We start from the raw sequence: 24,783 nt of genomic DNA on the forward strand, positions 1-24,783 counted from the left end.
AAGATCGGGGCGCACCATCGGGCGCGCCCCGCTTGTCATCGGTTTATTCCGCTGCTTCCGCGTAGCTTTCCAGCGGCGGGCAGGTGCAGACCAGGTTTCGGTCACCGAAGACGTTGTCGACCCGGTTGACCGGCGACCAGTACTTGTCGACCCGGAAAGCGCCTGGCGGGTAGCAGGCCTGTTCGCGCGAGTAGGGACGATCCCAATCGCCGACCAGGTCTTCGACCGTGTGCGGAGCGTTCTTCAGCGGGTTGTTGACCTTGTCCATCCGGCCTTCCTCGATGGCGCGGGCTTCCTCGCGGATTGCCAGCATTGCCTCGCAGAAGCGGTCGATCTCAGCCTTGGTCTCCGATTCCGTCGGCTCGATCATCAGCGTGCCGGCAACCGGCCAGCTCATGGTCGGAGCGTGGAAACCGCAGTCGATCAGGCGCTTGGCCACGTCGTCGACGGTCACGCCGGCGCTTTCGACCAGCGGGCGGGTGTCGATGATGCACTCATGCGCGACACGACCCTTGGACGACTTGTAGAGCACTTCGTAGGCGCCCTTCAGCCGAGCAGCGATGTAGTTGGCGCTGAGGATCGCCACCTTCGTCGCCTGGGTCAGGCCTTCTCCGCCCATCATCAGGCAGTAGCTCCAGGAGATCGGCAGGATCGAGGCCGAGCCGAAAGGAGCAGCCGAAACCGCACCGTCATTGCCATCCGTTTCCGGGTGACCCGGCAGGTAGGGTGCCAGATGCGCCTTGACGCCGATCGGGCCCATGCCAGGACCGCCGCCGCCATGCGGGATGCAGAAGGTCTTGTGCAGGTTCAGGTGGCTGACGTCGGAGCCGATGTCGCCGGGGCGGGCAAGGCCGACCATGGCGTTCATGTTTGCACCGTCCATGTAGACCTGGCCGCCGTGCTTGTGCACGATCTCGCAGACCTCACGGACGTTCTCTTCGAACACGCCGTGCGTCGAGGGATAGGTGATCATGCAGCACGAGAGGTTTTCCGCGTACTGCTCGGCTTTTGCACGGAAATCATCCATATCGATGTCGCCGTTGTCGCTCACCTTGATGACGACGACCTTCATGCCGGCCATCTGGGCGGACGCCGGGTTCGTGCCGTGCGCCGAAGTCGGGATCAGGCAGACGTCGCGATGGTCGTTGCCCTGTGCCAGGTGGTATGCGCGGATCGTCAACAGACCGGCATATTCGCCCTGTGCGCCGGAGTTCGGCTGCATGGAAATCGCGTCATAGCCAGTGACGGCGCAGAGCTTATCCGACAGGTCTTCGATCATGTGCTGGTAGCCGGCCGCCTGATCCTTCGGAACGAAAGGATGGATTTCGGCGAATTCGGGCCAGGTGATCGGCAGCATTTCCGCCGTAGCGTTGAGCTTCATCGTGCAGGAACCGAGCGGAATCATCGCCCGGTCGAGCGCCAGGTCGCGGTCCGAAAGACGGCGGATGTAACGCGTCATTTCGCTTTCGGCGCGGTTCATGTGGAAGATCGGATGCGTCAGGTATTCGCTGGTGCGCAGCAGCGGCTGCGGCAGGCGATAGCCCGGCTCGAACTCTTCTACCTTGAAGTCACCACCAAAGGCGCGCCAGACGGCTTCGAGCGTGACGGGGCGCGAGCGCTCGTCGAGGCTGATGCCGATCTTGGTTTCGCCGATCTTACGCAAGTTCACTTCCTCGGCGACGGCAGTCTTGAGGATGATGCCCTGCAGCTTGCCGACATCGACGGTGATCGTGTCGAAAAACACGTCCGGTTCGACAGTGTAGCCAAGCTTTTCGAGGCCCATGGCGAGGCGAACGGTCTTCTGGTGAACGCTCTGAGCGATCGCCTTGATGCCCTTCGGTCCATGGAAAACAGCGTACATCGAGGCCATGACGGCCAGCAGCACCTGCGCGGTGCAGATGTTCGACGTCGCCTTTTCGCGGCGGATATGCTGTTCGCGGGTCTGCAGCGAAAGGCGATAGGCGCGGTTGCCGCGTGCATCGACCGAGACGCCGACGAGACGGCCGGGCATCGAGCGCTTGTGCGCGTCCTTGACGGCCATGTAGGCAGCGTGCGGACCACCGTAGCCGACCGGAACGCCAAAGCGCTGGGTGCAGCCGATGGCGATATCGGCACCCATTTCGCCGGGCGACTTCAAGAGGGCAAGCGCCAGCGGGTCGGCCGCGACCGTCGCGATCGCGCCGGCCTGGTGCAGGCGGGCGATCAGGCCGGTAAAGTCATGCACGTGGCCGTAGGTGCCCGGATACTGGAAGATGGCGCCGAAGACGTCGACCGGATCGAGATCGGTGAACGGATTGCCGATGACGATCTGCCAGCCGAGCGGCTCGGCACGGGTCTTCAACAGAGCAATCGTCTGCGGGTGGCAGCTCTCGTCGACGAAGAAGGCCTTCGCCTTGGACTTCGACACACGTTCGGCCATCGCCATGGCTTCGGCGGCAGCCGTCGCTTCGTCAAGCAGCGAAGCGTTGGCAACGTCGAGGCCGGTCAGGTCGCAGACCATCGTCTGGTAGTTGAGCAGCGCCTCGAGACGACCCTGGCTGATTTCCGGCTGATAGGGCGTATAGGCCGTGTACCAGGCCGGATTTTCCAGGATGTTGCGCTGGATGACCGGCGGCGTGATCGTGCCGTAATAGCCCTGGCCGATCAGCGACACGAGCTTCTGGTTGCGGTTGGCCGTTTCGCGCATCTTGTCGAGCGCTTCACGCTCGGTCATCGGCGCGCCCCAGGCCAAAGGCGTCTTCTGACGGATCGACGGCGGCACGGTGTCATCGATGAGCGCGTCGAGCGACGGATAACCGACGACCTTCAGCATCTCATCCATTTCCGCCGGCGACGGGCCGATATGACGCCGGTTGGCAAAGTCATACGGCTTGTAGTCGGTAAAGGTGAAGTCCTTGGGCATGCTCATCAGGCGACGAGCTCCTTGTAGGCCGCTTCGTCGAGAAGGGCGTCGGCTGCGTTCGGATCGGCGAGTTTCAGCTTGAAGAACCAGGCAGCGCCCTGCGGATCGCTGTTGACCAGCGACGGGTCGTCGACGATCGCCTGGTTGACTTCGACGATTTCGCCATCAAGTGGACAATAGACGTCGGATGCCGCCTTGACGGATTCAACCGTTGCCGCCGTGTCGCCCTTGGCAAAGGTGGAGCCAGTTTCCGGCAGTTCTACAAAAACGAGGTCGCCGAGCTGGCCGGCCGCGTGTTCGGTGATGCCGACCGTTGCTACGCCAGCTTCGACCTTCAGCCACTCGTGTTCGTCGGTGAACTTCAACATTTGCGCTCTCTCCTGATCAGCGTTTGTAGGTTTGTTTGACAAAGGGCAGGGCGGCGACGACGACCGGCAGATATTTGCCGCGCACCTCCGCATAAACCGTCGTGCCGTTGTCGGTATGGGTGGCGTCGACATAGCCCATGGCAATCGGGCCATCGACGGTGGGGCCGAAGCCGCCCGAAGTCACCTTGCCGACGAGCGTCTTGCCCTCGGTGTCGGCAAAAAGATTGGCACCACCGCGCACGGGCGCGCGGCCCTCTGGCTTCAGGCCGACGCGACGGCGCTTGGCGCCGTCTGCGAACTGGCCAAGAATCCGGTCCGCACCGGGAAAGCCGCCCTCGCGGGCACCGCCGGCGCGCCGCGCCTTCTGCATCGCCCACTCGATCGCGCCCTCGACCGGTGTGGTCGAAGTATCGATATCGTTGCCATAGAGACAAAGTCCGGCTTCGAGACGCAGCGAATCGCGCGCGCCAAGGCCAATCGGCTTGACATCAGGGTGTTCGAGCAACCGCTGCGTGACGTCGGCGGCCGATACCGAGGGAATGGAAATCTCGAAACCGTCTTCGCCGGTATAGCCGGACCGGGAGATGATGCAGGCTACATCGTGCAGGTCGGCTTCGGCGACATCCATGAAGCGCATGGCCGAAACATCGGCCCACAATTCGCCAAGAACTGCTTCTGCGTGGGGGCCCTGCAGCGCGATCAACGCACGGTCGTCGAGCATCGTGACTTCACAGGTGTCGGCGAGGCCCTTCTTCAGGTGCTCGAAATCGGCATCCTTGCAAGCGGCGTTGACCACCAGGAAGAGGTGGTCGCCGCGGTTGGCGATCATCAGGTCGTCGAGAATGCCGCCTTCGGCATTGGTGAAGATCGCATAGCGCTGCCGGCCTTCACCAAGGCCGAGCACATCGACGGGCACCAGCTTTTCCAGCGCCAGCGCTGCGTCCTCAATCTTGCCGGACTTTGGCCGAACGATGACCTGGCCCATGTGAGAAACGTCGAACAGACCTGCCGCGGTGCGCGTATGCAGGTGCTCCTTCATCACGCCGTCAGGGTACTGGACCGGCATGTCGTAGCCGGCAAAGGGCACCATGCGGGCACCCAGCGACAGATGCAACGCATGCAGCGGCGTATGTTTTAAATGGGAAATCTCTTCCAACTCCGGCCTCCAGGTCTGGCGCGCACGCGCGCCGGCTCACACTTCCGGCGTCAAACGCCGTCAAATTCGAGCCCCCTCTGTCCCTTTGCCTGAGATTGTTATCCCTTCGGCGAGCGCAAAAAAACGCTTCTCTCCAGAGTCCTACCGGCACCTTGCTGGTCCTTTGGCCTGAGAGTTTCCGGGGCGGTTGCTCCTTCGGCACCGGAACGAACCGGTTTCTCCCAACAAGATCGCCTCCAAATAACGGCGAACCTGTGAACTTGGCAAGGGGGCGGTGTCGCGGTCAAACACATTTTTGTCGCAGCACTTCCCATCGCCGGACTGGGGGTGCGTCAATTCTGTCTTTGCATTCTCCTCCGCTTGAGGATAACTCAGGATCGATACCGGGGACGACAATGACTAGGTGTAAGGGACATTTGCGGATCGCTGTGCGCATCGTCGCCGCTTTCGCGCTTGTTTTCCTGTCCTTCGCCCACAAGCCGGCGATGGCAAAAAGCCTGACGCCTGCAGAGATCGCAGCCTATCAGCTACCCGATGGCACCATCGCCGATATCTGCTTCGGCATGGATGGCATCGACCACGACAACGGCAAATCGCCATCGATGGCGCCGGTCTGCGAGGCCTGCCGGCTTGCGGTGGCTGCCCTGCTGCCGACGCCGCCGCAACATAGCGAACGCGCCGAGACCGGCAACTGGCTTGCCGATTTGCACCGCGCGCAAGACGAAATTACCGTCCGGCATCTGCGCCTTCTGCCGCCGCCGCGCGGACCTCCCCACCAGTCGTAACGCTTCCCCACGCATTCAATTTCAATGCGCCGCGATGGCGGCATCGACCACGACAGAACCGGGCTCTGACCGGCACGTGGTCAGGAGTGTACGACATGAACAAGACCGCACTGACTATATTTTCCCTCGGCCTGGCGCTTTCAACCGCTGGCGTCGCCCACGCCCATGCGACGTTCGAAACCGACAGCGCGCAATCCGAAAAGAGCTTCAAGGCGGTGCTGCAGGTTCCGCACGGTTGCGATGGCAAGGCAACGACCGAGGTGCAGATGAAGCTGCCGGAAGGCTTCGTCTTCGCCAAGCCGCAGCCGAAACCCGGTTGGGAGCTGGAGATCATCAAGGGCGACTACCAGAAGACCTATGACAATCACGGCGAGAAGGTCTCTTCCGGCCCAATCGAGATCCGCTGGAAGGGCGGCAATCTGCCCGAAGAGTTCTACGATACCTTCGTCGTCAAAGGTAAGATCTCGGGCTTCGACAAGGAAACCGTGCTTGCCTTCCCGACGGTTCAGCTGTGCGGCACGGACGGCAAGGTGGTGTGGGACGAGGTAGCAGCCGAGGGGCAGAGCGCCCATGACCTGAAGAGCCCGGCGCCCACGGTGACGGTGACGCTTGCCGCCGGTGGCGACGAGCATGCCGGACACGGCGGGCAGATGGCCACGGACGGCCCGGTCAAGCTGGGCGACCTTGAAATCTTTGGCGGCGCGGCCAAGGCGATGCTGCCGGGCGCCAAGGTTGGCGGCGGCTTCCTGACGATCAAGAACGGCGGCAGCGCCGACGATCGCCTGGTCGCAGTCGAGAGCCCGGTCGCGGGTCGCGTCGAGATCCACGAAATGGCGATGCAAAACGACGTGATGAAGATGCGCAAGCTCGATGACGGCGTTGCCATCCCGGCCGGCGAGACCGTCGAGCTCAAGTCCGGCGGCCTGCATCTGATGTTCATGCAGGTGTCGAAGCCGTTTGCCGAGGGTGAAACCGTGCCGGTTACGCTGGTCTTCGAGAAGGCTGGCAAGGTCGATGCCACGCTTGCCGTGGGAACGGCGGCCGGCGGCGCTGCGGCAACCGGCGGGCACAAGCACCACTGAAGGACCTGATGAGACGAAGGGCTTTGCCTCAGGCGGCGCCGTTCTCATCCTCTTGGCCGGCGGGATCTTCCTGCCGGCTTTCGTTTTCGCGCCATTCTGGCATGTCCCCGTCGTCGCGCATGTATTCGAGATATCGGCGTAGCGTTTCCGCCTCGCTCTGCTGCGGCAGGCGGCCATCGGCGCTCATCAGCATCAACGACAGGGGCAGGGCGCCCTTCATCTTGGGAATAGATGCCTGGGTGATCGTCGGCTCGCTGGAACGGCGGGTCGAAAGCAAGGTGATCGCCTCATCGGCCGGGCCATCGCCGGACACGCGCGCCTTCGGCTTGACGGCTTCCGCCGCATAAGCCGCTGTGGTCGCGGATACCGTGACGACCTGTACCACCTTGTTCCCCTGCCTTCCTTGCTATTAATCCTTTCCTTTTTGCGCTGTTTCGCTTGAAGCTGGGTGAAAATTGGCGGTCGCCTTTTAGTCGAATCCTAACGATTGCTTCTAAGGGCGGTGCGGATCGGTTTTCGAAGAGTCTATGTCGGGATGCGCCCATGCGATCCATCCCTCGGGCATGAAGGCCGGACACTTCGGGCATCCCCGACGGGGGAACGCACAGGTTGAAGACCACCCTGATTGCTCTCTTTGCCTCGACGCTTGGGTCAGTCGCCCGGGCGACGGCAGGCGTTGCCACCACAGGCCAGCAAAGACGAACGCCAGGCTGAGGTTGTACTGCAGCCTTCGCATATACTTGCGACATGCCTTAAATACGCGCACACTCACCCCGGATACAAAAGGCGTGCCCAGATTTCACAAGGGAGCAATTTGATGCCAGATCGCACCGCGCTCGAGCAAACCGTGCACTCGCTCTATGCAGCGCGCGATGCCAACGACCTTGAGGCCATGCTGGCCTGTCTGCATCCAACCTTCAGCTTCCGTATCGTCGGTAGCGGCCGTCTTGGGGCCATGACCCAGAAGGTCAGCAATCCGGAAGCAGTGCGCTCCGCTTTTCGCGGCCTGGTCGACGCCTGGGATTTGAGCCAGATGAAGACGGTTCAGCTCGACGTCGACGGTAACACGGTTTACGCCCATCGGGTTGGGCCCATCCGCTTCGTTCCTTCCGACACATGGTTCGATACGGAAATCCTGGACAGGTTCAGCTTCAGCGACGACCGGATGGCTGACCTGACGGAATTCGTCGACACCTTGCTTGTTGCCGAAACCGTCGGTCTTGTCGCGATGCCGGCGATCGCGGTGGATTATTCGTCGTCCACACGAGACAGTATCAGCCTCTGAATATCCGGATCCTGGCTGCGGATTGCCGTCATCAACGCACTCAACCGGCCGCGTAGGCCGTAAATCTGATCGAGCAGTTGCATGGCGACGTCGACGCCGTCGTCGTTGACGCCCATGGGGCCAGTCAGGTCCTGGATCAGGCGGGCGCGGGCAAGATCATCGTCTTCGAATATCCAACCTCTGTCGGCCTGGCGCGGCACAAGCCAGCGCTGCTCGACCCAGACCCGTAGCACCGTGACCTCGATTTCGAGGTGTTCGCAAAACTCGCTGTCGTTCATGCGTTGCCTCCCAGGTTCTTGCGTGGATCCTCCGCCTTTCCGGCTGCCCAGCCCTCGACGAAGGCGGCGAGCGCCGGATCGGCCTGCGGCGCAAGCGTGATCTTCAGCGTCACATAGGCATCGCCGTGGCCACCGCCCGGCTTGCGCATGCCCTTACCCTTCAACCGCAAGACCTTGCCGGTGTTGGAGTTCGGCGGGATCGTGACGTTGACGGCGCCATCCATGGTCGGAACGCGGATCTTGCCGCCAAGCACGGCTTCGCTCAGCGAAATCGGGATCTCATAGCGCACATCCTCACCATCCACCTGGAACAGCGGATGCGGCCGCACACGGATGTCGATCAGCGCGTCACCGGCAGCCGCGCCGTTGGAGCCGGGCTCTCCCTTGCCGCGCAGGCGCAACGTCTGGCCGTCGCGTGTGCCCGGCGGAATCGTCAGATCAAGGGCCGGCCCGCCCCCCGGCAGGCTGATCTGCTTCTTGGCACCATTGACCGCCTCGAGCAGACTGATCTCCATCGAGAAATGTGCATCGCGCCCGCGCATCGATTGTTGGCCCCGACCACGACGAGAAAAGAAGTTGGAGAAAATATCGTCCGAATCGCCGAAATCCGAAAAGCCGTGAGCGCTTTCGTAGCGACCGGCGGTGTCGTTGGCGCCGGCATAATCGCGGTAGAAGTTCCGAGGCGCCGTTTCCGCGCCGGTTTCGTCGATCTCGCCGCGATCGTATTTGCCGCGCTTCTCCTCGTCGCTTAAGAGCGCATAAGCGGCCGAAACTGACTTGAAGCGATCCTCGGCTCCCTTGTCCCCGGGGTTGAGATCGGGATGTAGTTTCTTGGCAAGCTTGCGGTAGGCGCTCTGAATATCTTTCTGCTTGGCGTCCCGGCTGACGCCCAGGGTTTCGTATGGACTGCTCGGCATGGGTCTCCCTCAAACTGAAGCGATCGGCAGTGGATCGGGCTGTGCGGTACAGCTCACATATCCCAATCCAATCGGGTGATCGGTCGCTTGACTACAAGCATAGGGCACCCGTGCGGAAACGACAGGGAGAAAACGAACCGCGGCCGGTTTGTGCTCTCATTTCGCGAGTAGGCCGTTTCTGCTACAATCGGGATTTCGGAACCATTCGAAAAAGGCAGCGTTCCCATTGGGTGGTTTTTCAACGGAGGCCGACATGTCCGTGCGCCTGCAACTTGCCATCATGGTTGGACTGATGATCAACGCCGTGCTCTTCGGCATCGGTGCGGTGATCGTGCTTTCCATCCCGGTGCTCGCCGACAACGCCAAGTATTCTCTGCCAGTCGTGGTCGTCACATGTTTCATCCTCACGCCTTTCATCGCCTGGCTGATGGCTCCACGCCTCAGGCTGCGTTACTGGCGGGAGCGCGAGCAGCCGGGCAAACACCTGTCGACGTGAACCTTCGCCTCGGCTTTTCCCAGGGGCAGGCGGCTGAGTTCTACTGCATGTTTCCTTAAATCCTATTCGTTTTAAGGATAAAAACCTGCAGCAATTCAAAGTGCTACAGCGACCTTTGCGCGTCTAAGACGCGCGGCGCTGTAGAAGCTGAAAGAAGCGTGCTGCTGTTTGCCCCGCTCACCCTTGTGAGTGCAAAAGCGCCAACGATTTGCCGCGCCCAATATGCGCGCAGACGTTGAACACATCACAGGCAAGCACAAATTAGCTTTAAACAATCAATGCCCTTGATAGATGCCCGGTTGAGTATCATAGAATTGGCGGGTCAAATCGTCATGCGTCGCTTCGGCGTAGCGCACGGCCGAAGATCAAACGACGCTGAAGGAGCAAATGCCTATGAAAACTGCGATGTTGCTACTCGTTCTCTCCACCTTGGCGGCCTGTGCGCAAACCACGGGCGGCGGTGGTGTGAATTATGTCAGCGGCGACGGCGACTATTACCAGGGCATCGTTACACCGAAATAATCCGGTGAAGGCAGCCTGAAATCCCATGGAAGTGGGCTTTTCACCAAAAAGGCTTCGGTTGCACGGTTGCGCTCTCCCACGCACCGATCAACCGAAGCAACACTCGCACCAAGAACGGCAGAACTCTTGTCGACGCGCCACAACTCTGCGGCGCTCTCCGTAACTGATCCATCCTGCATTGATCATACGCAGCGAAGCTGCATGCCACCTGTCTTTGGCTGTCGGCTAATTCTCAAACCGCTTCTTCAGGAAGTAACGCGCTATTGCGCCCGGCGCGCCCTCCAGCTGGCCGAAAACCACAAAACCCAGCTTTTCGTAAAAAGGCCGCGCCTGGAATTCGAACGTATCGAGCCATAGGCCGATGTAGCCGCGATCCCGCGCGATCTTCTCCGCCTCGGCGATCAGTCGCTGTCCCAGACCTTGGCCGCGAAGGTTTTCCGGTATGGCGAGATAGCGGATGAAAGCCCAGCCATAGCCATCGGTCGCATAGAGCCCGCCGATTGCCGCCTTCGTTTCGGGATCCCGAATGAAGACGGCAAAACCGGGCTGATCGACCATGCCGCTATGCGCATCGTTATAGGCGTCAAGCGTCGTGACGATCGCACGCAGATCATCCTTGCTCGGATCTTCGAGGGTGATGTCGATGATGGGGGCTGTCATTTGGAACGAGCCAGATAAGCGGGGCGAATGGGTAAAGACTGCGGATGCACAATTGCGACGGTCGGCGGTGCCTCTCTAGCCGCAACAGATACATAATCTGTGCTAGCTGCCAAGTGTTTCATCCCGACGGCTCTGGCGCCTTACACGGTTGCGATACGCCTTCTCGTAGGACGATCGGCGATTTGGTGCTGAGCCACTCATCGTAACTGAGATGGCGCGTCTCGTAGCCGGGTTTGGCGACACACCACCGCCAAGAGAACACGTCGTAGCCATGCACGACCAGCGCCTCAACACGCCATTCACCTTCTTATGAAAGCGTGCGATTCCTGATGCGTCCGTCTCCGTCACCTCGGCAAGTCCGCGGCGATTATGAGGATGAACAATTGTCCAAAGATGCACCTTCGCGCCCGCAATCGGGACCTCGCTGGTGTCGTGGACGGAGACACGAGCTGCCGGCTTCAGTTGCTTGCAAATCGGGTAGGCGCAGCTAGCCGGCAAGACAAGCGGCAGCAGTAGCAATAGACGGAATGCACTCATTACACCTGCCTCTCCTGTCAGAGAGAAACCAAATCCGTAACGTTTCAAATGCGGGAAGCAAGGTCAGGCAGAAATCCGGAGCCTGCCCCAACACAAAAGGCGCTCTAAGGAGCGCCTTTTGTTTCTTCAATGTCTCACTGCACGCATCTTACACCACGTGGCTTCAGTGTCGTAGCTGGTCAGCTGCAGCCGCTGGTGGCGCCGCAGGTGTCGCACTTCTCGCAGGTGCCGTTGCGCACCATTGTGAAGTTCTGGCACTCGGAGCACATGTTGCCGGTGTAACCCTGCATGATCGAGCGGGCGCGGCGTTCGGCTTCGAGCTTCTTGGCGTCCGACTTGGCCGATGCCGCTTCTGCGGCCGCCTTGTCGGAGAACAGAGCCGTCACTTCCGTTACCGTCTCGACTGTTTCCTCGGCGATCTCTTCGGCAAGTTCGGCGGCGCGCTCTTCGTAGTCGCGCTTGAAGGCAACGATTTCAGAAGTTGCGATCGACGTTGTCTGTTCGATCTTGCGGACGGTGTTGCCGGCAATCGAGGTTACCGTTGCACTGGAGGAGGCGCGGGCAGGGGCTGCTGTCGCCGAACCCTTCGGCTCACTGGTGCGATCAGCCGTGCCGCCGACGATGGTCGGCTTGTAGCCGCGGGTCCAGCCGGTGGAGATCAGGTTCGTCTTGCCTTCCTGGATACCCTTGCCGAGCGCCGTGTTGCTGAAGTCGGACGTGTCGACATGGGCCAGATCGTGACGGCCGAGGTAGGACACGGCCAGTTCGCGGAAGACGTAGTCTAGGATCGACGTCGCGTTCTTGATCGCGTCGTTGCCCTGCACCATGCCGGCCGGCTCGAACTTGGTGAAGGTGAAGGCCTCCACATATTCTTCGAGCGGCACGCCATATTGTAGGCCGAGCGAGATGGCGATGGCGAAGTTGTTCATCATCGCCCGGAAGGCAGCGCCTTCCTTGTGCATGTCGATGAAGATCTCGCCGATGCGGCCATCGCCGAATTCGCCGGTGCGCAGGTAGACCTTGTGACCGCCGACGACAGCCTTCTGGGTGTAACCCTGGCGGCGGTTCGGCAGCTTTTCGCGGGCGCGGATCACCTTCTCGATGACGCGCTCGACGATCTTCTCCGTGATGGTCACGGCCTGGGCAGCGGCCGGCGCCTGGATCAGATCCTCCAGCGCATCCTCGTCATTCTCGTCTTCGATCAGCGAGGCATTGAGCGGCTGCGACAGCTTGGAACCATCGCGATAGAGCGCATTGGCCTTCAGCGCCAGCTTCCACGACAGCATGTAGGCGTTCTTGCAATCCTCGACGGTCGCCTCGTTCGGCATGTTGATCGTCTTGGAGATGGCGCCCGAGATGAACGGCTGGGCGGCAGCCATCATGCGGATGTGGCTTTCGACCGAGAGGTAACGCTTGCCGATCTTGCCGCAGGGGTTGGCGCAATCGAAGACAGGCAGGTGTTCGTTCTTGAGGAACGGCGCACCTTCGAGCGTCATCGCACCGCAGACGTGGATGTTGGCCGCTTCTATGTCCTTCTTCGAGAAGCCCATGTGCTCCAGGAGGTTGAAGTCCATCTGGGCGAGCTGCTCGTCGGTAACCTTCAGCGCACCCTTGAGGAAGTCCGCACCGAGCGTCCACTGGTTGAAGACGAACTTGATATCGAAGGCCGACTTCAGGGCAGCGTTGACGGCCTCGACCTTCTCATCGGTGAAGCCCTTGGCCTTCAGCGTCGAGGGGTTGATGGCAGGCGCCTGGTTGAGGTTGCCATGGCCGACGGCATAGGCCTCCATCTCGGCAAGCTGGCTCTCGGAGTAACCGAGCGAACGCAGAGCCTCGGGAACGGCGCGGTTGATGATCTTGAAGTAGCCGCCACCGGCGAGCTTCTTGAACTTCACCAGCGCGAAATCGGGCTCGATTCCAGTCGTGTCGCAGTCCATGACAAGACCGATCGTGCCGGTCGGCGCGATGACGGTTGCCTGGGCATTGCGGTAGCCGTGCTTCTCGCCGAGTTCCAGCGCCTTGTCCCAGGCGCTCATGGCGTGAATGACGAGGTCCTGGTCGGGGTTTTCGCCATGGATCAGCGCGACCGGGTTGACCGAGAGGCCTTCATAGCCCGTCGTCTCGCCGTAAGCGGCGCGGCGGTGGTTGCGGATGACGCGCAGCATGTTGTCGCGGTTCGGCGCGAAGCCCGGGAACGGACCGAGCTTGGCCGCCATTTCCGCCGACGTGGCGTAGGAAACGCCGGTCATGATCGCCGTCAACGCACCGGCAATGGCGCGGCCCTCGGTCGAGTCATAGGGAATGCCCGACGACATCAGAAGGCCGCCGATATTGGCATAGCCAAGGCCGAGCGTGCGGTATTCGTAGGACAGTTCGGCAATCTCGCGGGACGGGAACTGCGCCATCATCACCGAAACTTCGAGAACGACGGTCCACAGACGCACGGCGTGCTCGTAATCGGCGATGTTGATGCGCTTCGTCGCCGCGTCCTTGAACATCATCAGGTTCAGCGAGGCGAGGTTGCAGGCGGTGTCGTCGAGGAACATGTATTCCGAGCACGGGTTCGACGCGCGGATCGGACCGGCGGCGGGGCTGGTGTGCCAGTCGTTCATCGTCGTGTTGAAGTGCAGGCCCGGATCGGCCGACGCCCATGCGGCGTAGGAAATCGACTCCCAGAGGTCGCGTGCCTTCAGCGTCTTCATCACCCGGCCGTCCTTGCGGGCGGTCAGGTGCCAGTCGCCATCAGCTTCGACGGCGCGCAGGAAGTCGTCCTTGATCGAGACGGAGTTGTTCGAGTTCTGGCCCGAAACCGTGAGATAGGCTTCCGAATCCCAGTCGGTGTCGTAGGTCTTGAACTCAAGGTCCTTGTAACCCTGCTTGGCGAACTGGATGACGCGCTGGACGTAGTTTTCAGGCACCAGCGACTGCTTGGCAGCGCGGATCTCGCGCTTGAGCGCCGGGTTCTGCTTCGGGTCGTAGCAGGCGTCGTCCGTGCCGTCGCAGTTGACGCAGGCCTTCATGATCGCCTTCAGATGCTTGGCGACGACCTTCGAGCCGGTGACGAGCGCTGCAACCTTCTGCTCTTCCTTGACCTTCCAGTTGATGTATTCCTCGATATCCGGGTGATCGATATCGACAACGACCATCTTGGCGGCGCGACGGGTGGTGCCGCCCGACTTGATGGCGCCGGCTGCGCGGTCGCCGATCTTCAGGAAGGACATCAGGCCCGAGGACTTGCCGCCGCCCGAGAGCTTTTCGCCTTCGCTGCGCAGATGCGAGAAGTTGGAGCCGGTGCCGGAGCCATACTTGAACAGGCGCGCTTCACGCACCCACAGGTCCATGATGCCGCCCTCGTTGACGAGGTCGTCGGCAACCGACTGGATGAAGCAGGCGTGCGGCTGCGGGTGTTCGTAAGCCGACTTGGACTTGGTCAGCTTGCCGGTAAAGGGATCGACATAGAAGTGGCCCTGGCCGGGGCCGTCGATGCCATAGGCCCAATGCAGGCCGGTGTTGAACCATTGCGGGGAGTTCGGCGCAACGCGCTGGGTGGCGAGCATATAAGCAAGTTCGTCACGGAAGGCGGAGGCGTCTTCTTCGCTGGCGAAATAGCCGCCCTTCCAGCCCCAGTAGGCCCAGGTACCGGCCAGGCGATCGAAAACCTGACGGGCATCGGTTTCGGAACCGTACTGTTCGTCCTTCGGCAGCGCCTTCAGCGCATCCGTGTCGGGAGCCGAGCGCCAGAGGAAGGAGGGGACATCATTCTCCTCGACGCGCTTCAGCTTCGCCGGCACGCCGGCCTTGCGGAAATACTTCTGGGCAAGGATATCGGCGGCAACCTGGCTGAACTGGGCCGGCACGTCGATATCGGCCAGACGGAACACGATCGAGCCGTCGGGATTCTTGATTTCACTCGTAGCCTTGCGGAATTCGATCTCCGCATAGGCGGATTGCCCAGCCTTGGTGAAACGACGTTCGATCAGCATTATCCCGTGTCCTTCGTGTTGCGAGCGCCCGCCACAGGCGCAAGTGTCCCCGCCCGACCGCGGAGGCATTCCGCAGCCAGTCTCAGCTTCCATCCATGAAGGGAAACCCAGATCTGGGTGACCCTGTATCTTGTGAGATAGGCTGCCTGCAAACACTAAATATAGTATCAACAGCTTCTTTATGCCAGCCAAAAGTTGCTCAAGCGGGCCCGAAAAAGCGCACAGGATTCCTCACTGCGGCTCAAGCGGGGAACCCGCGTTTGCCGCATGTCAGAACCGACGATTTCGTGAAATGAACCGGGCTCAAAACAATCCGGTCCGCCGCCGTCGCAACGTGAAATCCATTAACCGTGAATCGTCCCAAGGCGTCAAGGGGTGGTTTGTGACGGAAGTTTGAGCGCTAGATGTTGTGTGGATCGGCTGTGGAAAACGGGGACAGCGGCCAATGCCTTGTAAATCAGGCACTTCGGCAGGTTGCCTGTGACACTGCCGCAGCGGCAGGCGAAAAATCAAATTTTTGAAGGGTAAAAAAGCACATAAATAGCATCCCCAGGGGCAACCGCGATTGCACAACCAACGCCGATGTGAGGGGCACTACAAATTGATTCGTTTTCAGGTTTTGGGGGTGAGCAATTAGGGTCGCGTGGAGAGGCGCGGGAAGGTCCCCCGCGCCTGAACTTGACATCAATCAACGCGCTTTTGCAGCTCACGCGCGCCATTCGGCGCGTTCACCTTGCCCTCGGTGATGAAGAAGGCAAAGACATCGCGCGGCTCCTTCTTTGCCTTGCGATCGGGCGCGTTCTTGGCGAGATCACCCGGCTCCCCGCCGGCGGCAAAGGTTTTCGCGCGATCCGCCCAGAGATCAAGCTTGTCGGCGGCATAGCAGGTCTTGATATCGTCGCTGCCCTTCTGCAGGCGCAGATAGACGAAATCGGCAGTGACATCGGCGATCATCGGATAGTCCGCATGTTCTGCCAGAACGATGGCCACCTTGTATTTTTCCAGCAGGTCGACGAACTCGGGCGCCTGGAACGTTGGATTGCGCACTTCGACGACGTGGCGCAGCGGCAGACCGTCCTGCTTTTCCGGCAAAAGTTTGAGGAAGCCTTCGAAATCTTCCGGCTCGAACTTCTTCGTCGGCGCGAACTGCCACAGGATCGGCCCGAGATGGGGTCCTAATTCTGTCAGCCCCTGCGTCAGGAATTTCTGCATGGATTCACCAGCTTCGGCCAGAACCTTGCGATTGGTGACGAAGCGGCTGGCCTTCAGCGAGAAGATGAAATCATCAGGGACTTCGGCTGCCCACCTGGCGAAAGTTTCCGGCTTCTGCGATGAATAATAGGTGCCGTTGACCTCGATCGCTCGCAACTCCTTGCCGGCAAATTCGAGCTGGCGCTTCTTCGACAGGCTGTCGGGATAAAACGTGCCCTCCCAAGGCTCGAAGGTCCAACCGCCGATACCAACGCGGATCTTTCCGGATTTCGTCATCCCATCCTCCTCATGGCGGCGAATTCAAGCCGCAACTAGTTTCGTTCGGACGCCATCTGCCTCGCGGGCTTGGCCATATCCACCAGCGTCCACCCTGGCCGATAGGGGTTCGGGCGGCGACCCGTTTCTTGAAAACCATAGGCACGATAAAGCGCGATGTTTCGCTCCATCCGCGCATTGGTATAGAGCCGCAAGTCTGCCACGCCGCATTCCTCCGCCTGTGCATCAACAAACCGCAACAGCTCGCTCCCTAGCCCCTGACGCTGGAAGGAGGGCGCAACGGCAATGCTGAAGATCAAAAGATGATCCGCATGCCGTTCGAAAACGGCAATCGCAGAAACCGCATCGCCATCGTCACGGATCCAGACCTCTTCGCGGGCGATGCGAGGCACGTAATCTTCGGTAACCGGCAAAGGCAGTCCACCGAGCAGGTCGGTATAAGGCGCGTAGGCGGCAACGGTGATATCCCGCACGGCGGGCAGGTCATCTAGCGTCGCCGGCCGCATCATCGCGAAGCCGGCGACGGTGTCGCTCCGCCTATTGCCCGAGACGCTCACTCGGCCGCCTCAACCTTTTTCATCGGACGACGCTCCAAAAGCTCCTTCAGGAACTGGCCGGTATAGGAACGCGGCTCCTTGACGACATCCTCCGGCGTGCCCTTCGCGATGACTTCGCCGCCGCCGTCGCCACCTTCGGGACCGAAGTCGATGACCCAATCGGCCGTCTTGATCACCTCGAGATTGTGCTCGATGACCACGACCGAATTGCCCTGGTTGACGAGTTCATGCAGAACTTCAAGAAGCTTTGCCACATCGTGGAAATGCAAGCCGGTTGTCGGTTCGTCGAGAATATAGAGCGTGCGTCCGGTGGAGCGCTTCGACAGTTCCTTGGCGAGCTTGACGCGCTGGGCTTCGCCGCCCGAGAGCGTGTTTGCCTGCTGACCGACCTTGATATAGCCAAGCCCCACCTGGTTCAGCGTCACCAGCTTGTCGCGCACTGCGGGAACGGCAGCAAAGAACTCCACGCCTTCCTCGACGGTCATGTCGAGCACATCGGCGATCGACTTGCCCTTGAAATGCACGTCCAGCGTTTCGCGGTTGTAGCGCTTGCCGTGGCAGACGTCGCAGGTGACGTAGACATCCGGCAGGAAGTGCATCTCGATCTTGATGACGCCGTCGCCCTGGCAGGCTTCGCAGCGCCCACCCTTGACGTTGAACGAGAAGCGACCGGGCTGGTAACCGCGGGCCTTGGCTTCCGGCAAACCGGCAAACCAGTCGCGGATCGGGGTGAAGGCACCGGTGTAGGTCGCCGGGTTTGAGCGCGGCGTGCGGCCAATCGGCGACTGGTCGATGTCGATCACCTTGTCGATGTGCTCGAAGCCGTCGATGCGATCGTGTTCGGCCGGGTTTTCGCGCGCGCCCATGATACGGCGGGCGGCGGCCTTGTAGAGCGTCTCGATCAGGAAGGTGGACTTGCCGCCACCGGACACGCCCGTAACCGCGGTGAAAATGCCGAGCGGAATGGACGCCGTGACGTTCTTCAGGTTGTTGGCGCGTGCACCGACGACGGTGATTTCCTTTTTCTTTTTCGCCTTGCGGCGTTCGCTCGGGACGGCAACCGACAGTTCACCGGAGAGATACTTGCCGGTCAGCGACTTCGGATTGGACATCACGTCGGCAGGCGAACCCTGGGCGATGACCTCGCCGCCATGGATGCCGGCGGCCGGGCCGATGTCGACGACATAGTCGGCCGTCAGGATAGCGTCCTCGTCATGCTCGACGACGATGACCGTGTTGCCGATGTCGCGCAAATGGCGCAGCGTCTCGAGCAGGCGGGCGTTGTCGCGCTGGTGCAGGCCGATCGACGGTTCGTCGAGCACGTAGAGCACGCCCGTCAGACCAGAGCCGATCTGCGATGCCAAGCGAATACGCTGGCTTTCACCACCCGACAGCGTGCCGGAGTTGCGCGACAGGCTGAGATATTCGAGACCGACATCGTTGAGGAACCGCAGGCGGTCGCGGATCTCCTTGAGGATGCGAACGGCGATCTCGTTCTGCTTGGTGTTGAGATGTCCCGGCAATGCCTCGAACCAGTCCCGTGCGATGCGGATCGACATCTCGGTGACCTGGCCGATATGCAGCGTGTCGATCTTGACGGCGAGCGCCTCCGGCTTCAGGCGGAAGCCAGCGCAGGCCGGGCAGGGGGCAGCCGACATATAGCGCTCGATCTCCTCGCGCGCCCAGGCGCTGTCGGTTTCCTTCCAGCGGCGTTCGAGGTTGGGCACGATGCCTTCGAAATTCTTGGTGGTGTTGTAGGAGCGAGCGCCGTCTTCATAATGAAAGACGATCTTCTCTTCGGTGCCGTGCAGGATGGCTTTCTGCGCGTCGACGGACAGTTCGCTCCAGCGATTGCCGAGCTTGAATCCGAAAACCTTGCCGAGCGCTTCCAGCGTCTGGTTGTAATAGGGCGACGACGATTTGGCCCAAGGCGCGATCGCGCCATCACGCAGCGTCCTGTTATGCTCTGGTACGATCAGCGCCTCGTCGATCTTCTGCTGGCTGCCGAGGCCATCGCAGGTCGGGCAGGCACCGAAGGGATTGTTGAATGAGAACAGGCGCGGCTCGATCTCGGAAATCGTAAAGCCGGAGACCGGGCAGGCGAACTTTTCCGAAAACAGCACGCGCTCATGGGTTTCGTTGAGCGACTTGTTGGCCGAGCCACCGGCCGCGGTTTCTTCCGGCGGCAGCGGCTTGTCGGCGAATTCGGCAACGGCGAGACCGTCGGCCAGCGTCAGGCATGTTTCCAAGCTGTCAGCAAGCCGCGAGGCGAGATCGGGCCGCACGACGACACGGTCGACGACGACGTCGATGTCATGCTTGTACTTCTTGTCGAGGGCAGGAACCTCGGCGATCTCGTAGAAGGTGCCGTCGACCTTAACGCGCTGAAAGCCCTTCTTCATCAGTTCGGCGAGTTCCTTCTTGTACTCGCCCTTACGGCCGCGCACGAGCGGCGCAAGAATATAAAGACGCGTGCCTTCGCCGAAGGCGAGCACACGGTCGACCATCTGGCTGACTGTCTGGCTTTCGATCGGCAGGCCGGTCGCCGGCGAATAGGGCACACCGACGCGCGCAAACAGCAGGCGCATGTAGTCGTAGATCTCGGTCACGGTGCCGACCGTCGAGCGCGGGTTGCGCGAGGTCGTCTTCTGCTCGATCGAGATTGCCGGCGACAGGCCGTCGATCTGGTCGACATCCGGCTTCTGCATCATCTCGAGGAACTGGCGCGCATAGGCAGACAGGCTCTCAACGTAGCGACGCTGGCCTTCGGCATAGATCGTATCGAAGGCGAGCGACGACTTGCCGGAGCCGGAAAGCCCTGTCATCACGATCAGCTTGTTGCGCGGCAGATCGAGATCGATGCCCTTGAGATTGTGCTCGCGCGCGCCACGAATGGAGATGGTCTTGAGTTCGCTCATCGGAAGCCAGCTTTTGCATGTCGGTTGAAAGCCCCCTATGTAATGACGCTAACGCCCATGTCGAGGCGCAATCGGCAAAACTGGTGGCCATTTCGATTCGGTTGACAGGATCATAGGGAAATATTAGAACAAAGAAAGAACAAACAACACGCAAATCGACTAAATCTGTTGTGGATTATGTATGATGCGGGGCGTATCCGCGGCAGCGGACCGCTAAGATACGCGTTCTTGAAATTCGAAAGCCGTGCCGGCGGCGCGGCAAAACCACGGGAAAAGCAATATGGCTGGTAGCGTCAACAAGGTGATCTTGGTCGGAAACGTCGGGGCGGACCCGGAAATCCGGCGCACGCAGGACGGCCGGCCGATCGCCAACCTGCGCATTGCCACATCGGAAACCTGGCGTGACCGCAACAGCGGCGAGCGCAAGGAAAAGACCGAATGGCACACCGTCGTCGTCTTCAACGAAGGCCTGTGCAAGGTCGTCGAGCAATACGTCAAGAAGGGCGCGAAGCTCTATATCGAAGGCGCGCTGCAGACCCGCAAATGGCAGGACCAGACGGGCAATGATCGTTACTCGACCGAAATCGTGCTGCAGGGCTTCAACTCGACGCTGACCATGCTTGATGGTCGCGGCGAGGGCGGCGGCTCCGGCGCCGGCCGTGGCGGCTCCAGCGATTTCGGTGGCGGCGCTGGCGGCGGCTACGACGACTACGATCAGCAGCCGCGCCAGTCCTCCGGCGGCGGTCGCTCCGGCGGCGGCCAGGGTGGTCAGGGCAGCCAGAGTGGCGGCAACTTCTCGCGCGATCTCGACGACGACATCCCGTTCTGAGCCACGCGAACACGGCGATTTTCAGTTGCGGACGCCCTTTGGTGAGCAGACTGGAACGGCACGGGCCTTTAATGGCAATATCGTGACATTGAAAAAGGGCCGGGAAACCGGCCCTTTTTGCGTTCGAATGAACGTTTCTGTCGGTTGGAGCATTTCCAGGAAAAGTGCGAAGCGGTTTTCCGTCCGGAAGTGCGTATGACCAGGAGACGGGACGCTTCCGCAACTCTATCCAAAGCGGAAGCGCTCAAACGTCCCGATGGCCCCTCAGACCGCCATTGCCGATTTCACGCCGTCGACGACGAACTGGACTGCAAGTGCCGCCAGGATGACCCCAAGCAGGCGCGTGAGGATTGCCCGGCCGGTGACGCCGAGAAAACGGTCGATGCGTTCGGCGATGACAAGCGCCAGGAAAAGACTGACCATCGACAGCGCGATGACGATCAACAGCTGCGTGCGCTCGACCGCCGTCGGGAACGAGCCGGCAAGCAGGATCGTCGCGGAGATCGCGCCCGGCCCGGCAATCAGCGGCAGGGCAAGCGGGAACACCGCGATATTGTGGATGTGGTCCTTGGTGGTGGCGTTTTCGCCGGTCTTTTCCTTTCGCTCCTGACGCTTCTCGAAGATCATCTCGAAGGAAATCCAGAACAGCAGCAGACCGCCGGCGATGCGGAAGGCACCGATGGATATGCCGAGCAGGCCGAGAATGCCGTTACCGAAGACGGCGAAGGCGGCAAGGATGAAGAAGGCGATCAGCGAGCCGCGTGTGGCGACCTGAAAGCGTTCCTGCCGGCTGAGGCCGACGGTGAGGCTCAGGAAGATCGGGGCGAGCCCCGGCGGATCGAGCGTGACGAGCAGGGTGGTGAGTGCGTTGACCAGGAGGTCGACATTGAACATCCGTTTCCCCTTCCGGATTGTCGCGTGCGTGCGCGCGCGCCCCGAGTTTTCCCGGTGGCAGATCGGCATTGTTAGGCAAGCGGAGGGGGCTTGGGAAGGGGTCGGTGGCCAAAGCTTGAGCAATAGCTTAATGAGGATGTGACGGAACCTTCTCACAGCCGTTCAGGCCGGGCAGCCGACTTTGTCGCCAGCACTTCCGATTTCCGCTGCAATGCCCTAGAAAAGCCTGTTCCGACGGCAAAAGACTGTTCACAACCACGGGCCAAAATTGGCGCTTCCAGGCGCATTCGGCTATAAATATCCGACTGATTCTGAACAAAGATCGTGATCACAATTGACTGAGCAAAGCACTCCCGGCGGCGGAAAGACTCCGCCAGGCATCGAGCCGATTTCCATCATCGAGGAAATGCAGCGGTCCTATCTCGATTACGCCATGAGCGTCATCGTCAGCCGCGCGCTTCCAGACGTGCGTGACGGCCTGAAACCCGTTCATCGCCGCATCCTCTACGGGATGAGCGAACTCGGCATCGACTGGAACAAGAAGTACGTCAAATGCGCCCGTGTCACCGGGGACGTGATGGGCAAATACCACCCGCACGGCAATTCGGCGATCTACGATGCGCTGGCACGTATGGCCCAGGATTGGTCGCTGCGGCTGCCGCTGATCGACGGCCAGGGCAACTTCGGCTCGGTCGACGGCGACCCGCCGGCGGCAGAACGCTACACCGAGTGCCGCCTGCAGAAGGCAGCGCACTCGCTGCTCGACGACCTCGACAAGGAAACGGTCGATTTCCGCGACAACTACGACGGCACGATGAGCGAGCCGGTGGTGGTGCCCGCGAAGTTCCCGAACCTGCTCGTCAACGGCGCCGGCGGCATCGCGGTCGGCATGGCGACCAACATTCCGCCGCACAACCTCGTCGAAGTCATCAACGGCTGTATGGCGCTGATCGACAACCCGGCGATCGAATTGCCGGAGCTGATGGAAATCATCCCGGGGCCGGACTTCCCGACCGGTGCGCTCATCCTCGGCCGCTCGGGTATCCGCTCGGCCTACGAGACCGGCCGCGGTTCGGTCATCATGCGCGGTCGTGCCCATATCGAACCGATGCGCGGTGACCGCGAGCAGATCATCATCACCGAGATTCCCTTCCAGGTGAACAAGGCGACGATGATCGAGAAGATGGCCGAACTGGTGCGCGATAAGCGCATCGAAGGCATCTCGGATCTGCGCGACGAATCGGACCGTCAGGGCTACCGCGTCGTCGTCGAACTCAAGCGCGACGCCAATGCCGACGTCATCCTGAACCAGCTTTACCGTTACACGCCGCTGCAGTCGTCTTTCGGCTGCAACATGGTGGCGCTCAACGGCGGCAAGCCGGAGCAGATGACGCTGCTCGACATGCTGCGCGCCTTCGTCTCGTTCCGCGAGGAAGTCGTTAGCCGGAGAACGAAGTACCTGCTGCGCAAGGCGCGCGACCGTGCGCATGTCCTGGTCGGTCTCGCCATCGCGGTTGCCAACATCGACGAAGTGATCAAGCTGATCCGGCATGCGCCCGATCCGCAGACCGCGCGCGAACAGTTGATGGAGCGCCGTTGGCCGGCGCATGACGTCGACAGCCTCATCCGGCTGATCGACGACCCGCGTCACCGGATCAACGAAGACAATACCTACAACCTGTCGGAAGAGCAGGCGCGCGCCATTCTCGACCTGCGCCTGCAGCGCCTGACTGCGCTTGGTCGTGACGAAATCGGCGACGAACTCAACAAGATCGGCGAGGAAATCAAGGATTACCTCGATATCCTGTCGTCGCGTCTCCGCATCATGACCATCGTCAAGGACGAACTCACCGCCGTTCGCGAGGAGTTCGGCACGCCGCGTCGCAGCGAGATCGCCGAAGGCGGTCCCGACATGGACGACGAGGACCTGATCGCCCGCGAAGACATGGTCGTGACCGTCTCGCATCTCGGCTACATCAAGCGCGTGCCGCTGACCACCTATCGCGCGCAGCGCCGCGGCGGCAAGGGCCGCTCCGGCATGGCAACCAGGGACGAGGATTTCGTTACCCGGCTATTTGTTGCCAACACTCATACGCCGGTTCTGTTCTTCTCCTCCCGTGGCATCGTCTACAAGGAGAAGGTCTGGCGCCTGCCTATCGGCACGCCGCAATCGCGCGGCAAGGCACTGATCAACATGCTGCCGCTTGAACCCGGCGAACGCATCACGACGATCATGCCGCTGCCCGAGGACGAAACGACGTGGGAAAACCTCGACGTCATGTTCTCGACGACGCGCGGCACGGTGCGCCGTAACAAACTGTCCGACTTCGTCCAGGTCAACCGCAACGGCAAGATCGCGATGAAACTGGAGGAGGATGGCGACGAGATCCTCTCGGTCGACACCTGCACCGAGCATGACGACGTCATGCTGACGACGGCGCTCGGCCAGTGCATTCGCTTCCCGGTCGACGACGTGCGCGTTTTTGCCGGCCGCAACTCGATCGGCGTCCGCGGCATCAACCTTGGTGACGGCGACCGCATCATCTCGATGGCGATCCTCGGCCATGTGGATGCTGAGCCATGGGAACGGGCGGCCTACCTGAAGCGCGCAGCCGCCGAGCGGCGCACGAACGGCGAGGAAGAAGAAATCGCTCTGGTCGGCGAGGAAGTCACCGAAGGTGGCGAACTCACCAACGAGCGCTACGAAGAGCTGAAGGCGCGCGAACAGTTCGTTCTGACGGTTTCGGAGAAGGGCTTTGGCAAACGTTCGTCGTCCTACGATTTCCGCACCTCGGGTCGTGGCGGCAAGGGCATCCGCGCCACCGACACCTCGAAGACGACGGAGATCGGCGTACTCGTCGCGGCCTTCCCAATCGAAGACAACGATCAGATCATGCTCGTTTCCGATGGCGGCCAGTTGATCCGCGTGCCGATCAATGGCGTCCGGCTTGCCAGCCGCGCCACCAAGGGCGTGACGATCTTCTCGACGGCCAAGGACGAAAAGGTCGTCTCGGTCGAGCGCATCAGCGAACCGGAAGGTGACGAAGAAGGCGAGGACCTGGTGGCAGCCGAAAACGGCGCACCGGAAACGCCGGAAGCCGAAGCCTGATAGGCGGCTCCAACCGA

The 24,783-nt window shown here is 61.1% G+C and carries 19 protein-coding genes and 1 riboswitch; of the genes, 7 read left to right on the forward strand and 12 right to left on the reverse strand.

The window, feature by feature from the left end; all coding sequences use genetic code 11:
* Window positions 1-43 precede the first annotated feature (43 nt).
* From gcvP to gcvT, 3 genes are read right to left on the reverse strand one after another with little or no spacing between them, the layout of a single operon-like run.
* The gene (gene gcvP, locus IB264_RS11090) at window positions 44-2,908 is read right to left on the reverse strand and encodes an aminomethyl-transferring glycine dehydrogenase (RefSeq protein ID WP_025427113.1); all 2,865 of its coding nucleotides are present in this window, start codon (window positions 2,906-2,908) and stop codon (window positions 44-46) included.
* Entirely contained in the window at window positions 2,908-3,270 is a 363-nt protein-coding gene (gcvH, locus tag IB264_RS11095; protein ID WP_025427112.1) for a glycine cleavage system protein GcvH, read from the reverse strand. The genes gcvP and gcvH overlap by 1 nt, the downstream gene beginning before the upstream one ends.
* Before the next feature lie 16 nt (window positions 3,271-3,286).
* Window positions 3,287-4,426, reverse strand: a complete 1,140-nt coding sequence (gene gcvT, locus IB264_RS11100; protein ID WP_025427111.1) for a glycine cleavage system aminomethyltransferase GcvT — start codon at window positions 4,424-4,426, stop codon at window positions 3,287-3,289.
* Between the two features lie 146 nt (window positions 4,427-4,572).
* Window positions 4,573-4,660: riboswitch (glycine riboswitch) on the reverse strand.
* Window positions 4,661-4,821: 161 nt separating this feature from the next.
* On the opposite strand from gcvT, the gene IB264_RS11105 reads away from it, so the two are divergent.
* Window positions 4,822-5,211 (forward strand): hypothetical protein, encoded by a 390-nt coding sequence (locus IB264_RS11105; RefSeq protein ID WP_025427110.1) that lies wholly within the window; start codon window positions 4,822-4,824, stop codon window positions 5,209-5,211.
* Window positions 5,212-5,306: 95 nt separating this feature from the next.
* The gene (locus tag IB264_RS11110; protein WP_025427109.1) at window positions 5,307-6,293 is read left to right on the forward strand and encodes a copper chaperone PCu(A)C; all 987 of its coding nucleotides are present in this window, start codon (window positions 5,307-5,309) and stop codon (window positions 6,291-6,293) included.
* Between the two features lie 28 nt (window positions 6,294-6,321).
* On the opposite strand, the gene IB264_RS11115 is transcribed toward IB264_RS11110, so the two are convergent.
* Window positions 6,322-6,678 carry a hypothetical protein gene (locus IB264_RS11115; protein WP_025427108.1) on the reverse strand — a complete coding sequence of 119 codons (357 nt, stop codon included), beginning with the start codon at window positions 6,676-6,678 and terminating at the stop codon, window positions 6,322-6,324.
* Between the two features lie 432 nt (window positions 6,679-7,110).
* Between IB264_RS11115 and IB264_RS11120 the strand changes: the two genes are divergently transcribed.
* Window positions 7,111-7,578, forward strand: a complete 468-nt coding sequence (locus IB264_RS11120) for a nuclear transport factor 2 family protein (RefSeq protein WP_025427107.1) — start codon at window positions 7,111-7,113, stop codon at window positions 7,576-7,578.
* Here IB264_RS11120 and IB264_RS11125 read toward each other — a convergent pair.
* Both IB264_RS11125 and IB264_RS11130 read right to left on the reverse strand, forming a co-directional pair.
* Window positions 7,542-7,856 carry a chaperone modulator CbpM gene (locus tag IB264_RS11125; RefSeq protein WP_038576109.1) on the reverse strand — a complete coding sequence of 105 codons (315 nt, stop codon included), beginning with the start codon at window positions 7,854-7,856 and terminating at the stop codon, window positions 7,542-7,544. The two genes, IB264_RS11120 and IB264_RS11125, sit on opposite strands and share 37 nt — an antisense overlap.
* Window positions 7,853-8,773 (reverse strand): DnaJ C-terminal domain-containing protein, encoded by a 921-nt coding sequence (locus IB264_RS11130; RefSeq protein WP_025427106.1) that lies wholly within the window; start codon window positions 8,771-8,773, stop codon window positions 7,853-7,855. The genes IB264_RS11125 and IB264_RS11130 overlap by 4 nt, the downstream gene beginning before the upstream one ends.
* Window positions 8,774-9,026: 253 nt before the next feature.
* On the opposite strand from IB264_RS11130, the gene IB264_RS11135 reads away from it, so the two are divergent.
* Together IB264_RS11135 and IB264_RS35130 are read left to right on the forward strand one after the other, a co-directional pair.
* Complete coding sequence (locus tag IB264_RS11135; protein WP_025427105.1) at window positions 9,027-9,269, forward strand: hypothetical protein; 243 nt, start codon at window positions 9,027-9,029, stop codon at window positions 9,267-9,269.
* Between the two features lie 393 nt (window positions 9,270-9,662).
* Entirely contained in the window at window positions 9,663-9,791 is a 129-nt protein-coding gene (locus IB264_RS35130) for a hypothetical protein (protein WP_255569869.1), read from the forward strand.
* Between the two features lie 225 nt (window positions 9,792-10,016).
* On the opposite strand, the gene IB264_RS11140 is transcribed toward IB264_RS35130, so the two are convergent.
* From IB264_RS11140 to uvrA, 5 genes are all read right to left on the reverse strand, one after another.
* A complete protein-coding gene (locus tag IB264_RS11140) occupies window positions 10,017-10,451 on the reverse strand; it encodes an N-acetyltransferase (protein ID WP_025427104.1) in 435 nt (144 codons plus the stop codon).
* A gap of 716 nt (window positions 10,452-11,167) precedes the next feature.
* Window positions 11,168-14,971: a vitamin B12-dependent ribonucleotide reductase gene (locus IB264_RS11145; RefSeq protein WP_025427103.1), complete on the reverse strand. Its 3,804-nt coding sequence runs from the start codon at window positions 14,969-14,971 to the stop codon at window positions 11,168-11,170.
* Window positions 14,972-15,655: 684 nt separating this feature from the next.
* The gene (locus IB264_RS11150; RefSeq protein ID WP_025427102.1) at window positions 15,656-16,459 is read right to left on the reverse strand and encodes a DUF72 domain-containing protein; all 804 of its coding nucleotides are present in this window, start codon (window positions 16,457-16,459) and stop codon (window positions 15,656-15,658) included.
* Between the two features lie 35 nt (window positions 16,460-16,494).
* Window positions 16,495-16,968 carry a GNAT family N-acetyltransferase gene (locus IB264_RS11155; protein WP_025427101.1) on the reverse strand — a complete coding sequence of 158 codons (474 nt, stop codon included), beginning with the start codon at window positions 16,966-16,968 and terminating at the stop codon, window positions 16,495-16,497.
* A 44-nt stretch (window positions 16,969-17,012) separates the two neighbouring features.
* Entirely contained in the window at window positions 17,013-19,934 is a 2,922-nt protein-coding gene (gene uvrA, locus IB264_RS11160; protein WP_025427100.1) for an excinuclease ABC subunit UvrA, read from the reverse strand.
* 280 nt (window positions 19,935-20,214) lie between these two features.
* Here uvrA and IB264_RS11165 point away from each other — a divergent pair, with 280 nt between their 5' ends.
* Window positions 20,215-20,763 (forward strand): single-stranded DNA-binding protein, encoded by a 549-nt coding sequence (locus IB264_RS11165; RefSeq protein WP_025427099.1) that lies wholly within the window; start codon window positions 20,215-20,217, stop codon window positions 20,761-20,763.
* 264 nt (window positions 20,764-21,027) lie between these two features.
* On the opposite strand, the gene IB264_RS11170 is transcribed toward IB264_RS11165, so the two are convergent.
* Entirely contained in the window at window positions 21,028-21,657 is a 630-nt protein-coding gene (locus IB264_RS11170; protein WP_025427098.1) for a MarC family protein, read from the reverse strand.
* 334 nt (window positions 21,658-21,991) lie between these two features.
* Here IB264_RS11170 and gyrA point away from each other — a divergent pair, with 334 nt between their 5' ends.
* The gene (gene gyrA / locus IB264_RS11175; RefSeq protein WP_025427097.1) at window positions 21,992-24,766 is read left to right on the forward strand and encodes a DNA gyrase subunit A; all 2,775 of its coding nucleotides are present in this window, start codon (window positions 21,992-21,994) and stop codon (window positions 24,764-24,766) included.
* Window positions 24,767-24,783 lie beyond the last annotated feature (17 nt).

The organism is Ensifer sp. ENS11, from assembly GCF_014851895.1.
Lineage (GTDB): Bacteria > Pseudomonadota > Alphaproteobacteria > Rhizobiales > Rhizobiaceae > Ensifer > Ensifer canadensis.

Excerpts from the sequence above, each read along its gene's own strand:
- gcvP (WP_025427113.1), bottom strand. The coding sequence starts at position 2,908 with ATGAGCATGCCCAAGGACTTCACCTTTACCGACTACAAGCCGTATGAC.
- gcvH (WP_025427112.1), bottom strand. The coding sequence starts at position 3,270 with ATGTTGAAGTTCACCGACGAACACGAGTGGCTGAAGGTCGAAGCTGGC.
- IB264_RS11105 (WP_025427110.1), top strand. The coding sequence starts at position 4,822 with ATGACTAGGTGTAAGGGACATTTGCGGATCGCTGTGCGCATCGTCGCC.
- IB264_RS11110 (WP_025427109.1), top strand. The coding sequence starts at position 5,307 with ATGAACAAGACCGCACTGACTATATTTTCCCTCGGCCTGGCGCTTTCA.
- IB264_RS11120 (WP_025427107.1), top strand. The coding sequence starts at position 7,111 with ATGCCAGATCGCACCGCGCTCGAGCAAACCGTGCACTCGCTCTATGCA.
- IB264_RS11125 (WP_038576109.1), bottom strand. The coding sequence starts at position 7,856 with ATGAACGACAGCGAGTTTTGCGAACACCTCGAAATCGAGGTCACGGTG.
- IB264_RS11130 (WP_025427106.1), bottom strand. The coding sequence starts at position 8,773 with ATGCCGAGCAGTCCATACGAAACCCTGGGCGTCAGCCGGGACGCCAAG.
- IB264_RS11135 (WP_025427105.1), top strand. The coding sequence starts at position 9,027 with ATGTCCGTGCGCCTGCAACTTGCCATCATGGTTGGACTGATGATCAAC.
- IB264_RS35130 (WP_255569869.1), top strand. The coding sequence starts at position 9,663 with ATGAAAACTGCGATGTTGCTACTCGTTCTCTCCACCTTGGCGGCCTGT.
- IB264_RS11140 (WP_025427104.1), bottom strand. The coding sequence starts at position 10,451 with ATGACAGCCCCCATCATCGACATCACCCTCGAAGATCCGAGCAAGGAT.
- IB264_RS11145 (WP_025427103.1), bottom strand. The coding sequence starts at position 14,971 with ATGCTGATCGAACGTCGTTTCACCAAGGCTGGGCAATCCGCCTATGCG.
- IB264_RS11150 (WP_025427102.1), bottom strand. The coding sequence starts at position 16,459 with ATGACGAAATCCGGAAAGATCCGCGTTGGTATCGGCGGTTGGACCTTC.
- IB264_RS11155 (WP_025427101.1), bottom strand. The coding sequence starts at position 16,968 with ATGATGCGGCCGGCGACGCTAGATGACCTGCCCGCCGTGCGGGATATC.
- uvrA (WP_025427100.1), bottom strand. The coding sequence starts at position 19,934 with ATGAGCGAACTCAAGACCATCTCCATTCGTGGCGCGCGCGAGCACAAT.
- IB264_RS11165 (WP_025427099.1), top strand. The coding sequence starts at position 20,215 with ATGGCTGGTAGCGTCAACAAGGTGATCTTGGTCGGAAACGTCGGGGCG.
- IB264_RS11170 (WP_025427098.1), bottom strand. The coding sequence starts at position 21,657 with ATGTTCAATGTCGACCTCCTGGTCAACGCACTCACCACCCTGCTCGTC.